We start from the raw sequence: 2,060 nt of genomic DNA on the forward strand, positions 1-2,060 counted from the left end.
GCCCCGGACCTCCGTGGTCCGGGGCCGCCCCGGCTTCGTCCGACCCGGTGCCGCGCTGGTCCGCGGCGCTGCGAGGATGTGAGTTCAGGAAGTTCAGCCGACCAAAGCCGGTCGGCCGGGGCCGCGGGGGACTACACCTGGATGGCGCCCCGGGAGAAGCAAGGGAGGAAGAACGTCATGGTGGTCACGCTTGCCAAGGGTGGCAACGTCTCGCTCACCAAGGCCGCGCCGAACCTGACGCAGGTTCGGATCGGCCTCGGCTGGTCCGCCCGTTCAACCACGGGCGCCCCGTTCGACCTCGACGCGAGCGCCCTGATCTGCGGTGGCGGGCGAGTGCTCGGTGACGAGTACTTCGTCTTCTACAACAACCTCAAGAGCCCCGAGGGCTCGGTGGAGCACCAGGGCGACAACCTCACCGGCGGCGACGACACGGGTGACGACGAGGTGGTCGAGGTCAACCTGGACCTCGTCCCGGTGCAGGCCGACAAGGTGATCTTCGCGGTCTCGATCTACGAGGCCGAGGCGCGGCTCCAGAACTTCGGTCAGGTCCGCAACGCCTACATCCGGGTCGTCAACTCGGTCGACGGCCAGGAGATCGCCCGGTACGACCTGTCCGAGGACGCGTCCAGCGAGACCGCGATGATCTTCGGCGAGCTGTACCGCTACGCGGGCGAGTGGAAGTTCCGCGCAGTGGGCCAGGGGTACGCCTCCGGCCTGCGTGGCATCGCGCTCGACTTCGGCGTGAACGTACAGTAAGGGCGGAAATCGGACTTATCGCACCCGACCTGATCATGAGAACAGAGGGCAGTGCGGGGGTGGCCTGACCGGGCCCGGCCCGGTCAGGGCGTCTCGGGTACGAGGCCGACCCCGGCACGGCCAAAACCCGAAAGGTAGCCAACTTCCGTGTTCCTCCGCACATTCGGCTGGTCGCTCGCGATCACCGCCATCGGCCTGGTCGCGGCCGGACTGCTCTGGGGAGCCCAAGGCTTCGGCATCGTGCTGATCCTCTCCATCCTGGAGATCTCCCTGTCGTTCGACAACGCGGTGGTCAACGCCACGGTGTTGAAGCGGATGAACCCGTACTGGCAGAAGATCTTCCTGACCGTCGGTGTGCTCATCGCGGTCTTCGGCATGCGCCTGGTCTTCCCGCTGCTGGTCGTCGGCCTCACCGCGAAGCTCAACCCCACGACGGTCATCGACCTGGCGCTGCACTCCGACAAGACCCACGACGGCCTCACCTACGGCCAGTACCTGGAGGCGGCCAACCCGGCCATCGCGGCCTTCGGCGGCGTCTTCCTGCTGATGATCTTCCTCGACTTCATCCTCGGGGAGAAGGACTACAACTGGCTGTCCTGGATCGAGCGCCCGCTGGAGAAGGTCGGCAAGCTGGAGGCCTTCTCCACCGTCGTCGCCCTGGTCGCCCTGCTGCTGGCCTCCAACTTCTTCGCCGGGGAGCACGCGGAAACCGTTCTGCTCGCCGGCGTCCTCGGCCTGGTGACCTACCTCGCGGTCAACGGCCTCTCCTCGATCTTCGAGTCCGGCCTGGAGGCCGAGGAGGAGCGGGAGGAGGAGGCGGAGAAGTCCGGCAAGTCGATCATGCAGGTCGGCGGCAAGGCCGCGTTCTTCCTCTTCCTCTACCTGGAGGTCCTGGACGCCTCGTTCTCCTTCGACGGCGTGGTCGGCGCGTTCGCCATCTCCAGCGACATCTTCCAGATCACCCTGGGCCTCGGCATCGGCGCGATGTACATCCGCTCGCTGACCGTCTTCCTGGTCCGCAAGGGCACCCTGGACGACTACGTCTACCTGGAGCACGGCGCGCACTACGCGATCGGCGCGCTGGCGGCGATCCTGCTGGTCGGCATCAAGTTCCACATCCCGGAGATCGTCACCGGCCTGATCGGCGTCGCCTTCATCGGACTGGCACTCGGCTCGTCGATCCTGCGCAACCGGCGCGAGGGCGCCGGCGAGGACGAGGAACCGGAGCTGGTGGGCAGCGGCAAGTAGCCGCCCACGCGGTCCGCAGGACAAGCTGAAAGGCCGCCCCCGGGGTCTCCCGGGGG

The 2,060-nt window shown here is 67.3% G+C and carries 2 protein-coding genes; both read left to right on the forward strand.

Going from position 1 to position 2,060, the window contains the following annotated elements:
* Positions 1 to 177 precede the first annotated feature (177 nt).
* Entirely contained in the window at positions 178 to 756 is a 579-nt protein-coding gene (locus ACFRQN_RS40665; RefSeq protein ID WP_049652609.1) for a TerD family protein, read from the forward strand.
* A gap of 147 nt (positions 757 to 903) precedes the next feature.
* Positions 904 to 2,004 (forward strand): DUF475 domain-containing protein, encoded by a 1,101-nt coding sequence (locus ACFRQN_RS40670; protein WP_049652607.1) that lies wholly within the window; start codon positions 904 to 906, stop codon positions 2,002 to 2,004.
* Positions 2,005 to 2,060 lie beyond the last annotated feature (56 nt).

It is taken from the genome of Kitasatospora sp. NPDC056800, from assembly GCF_042789775.1.
Lineage (GTDB): Bacteria > Actinomycetota > Actinomycetes > Streptomycetales > Streptomycetaceae > Kitasatospora.

Coding starts and splice junctions, on each gene's coding strand:
- ACFRQN_RS40665 (WP_049652609.1), top strand. CDS start 178: ATGGTGGTCACGCTTGCCAAGGGTGGCAACGTCTCGCTCACCAAGGCC.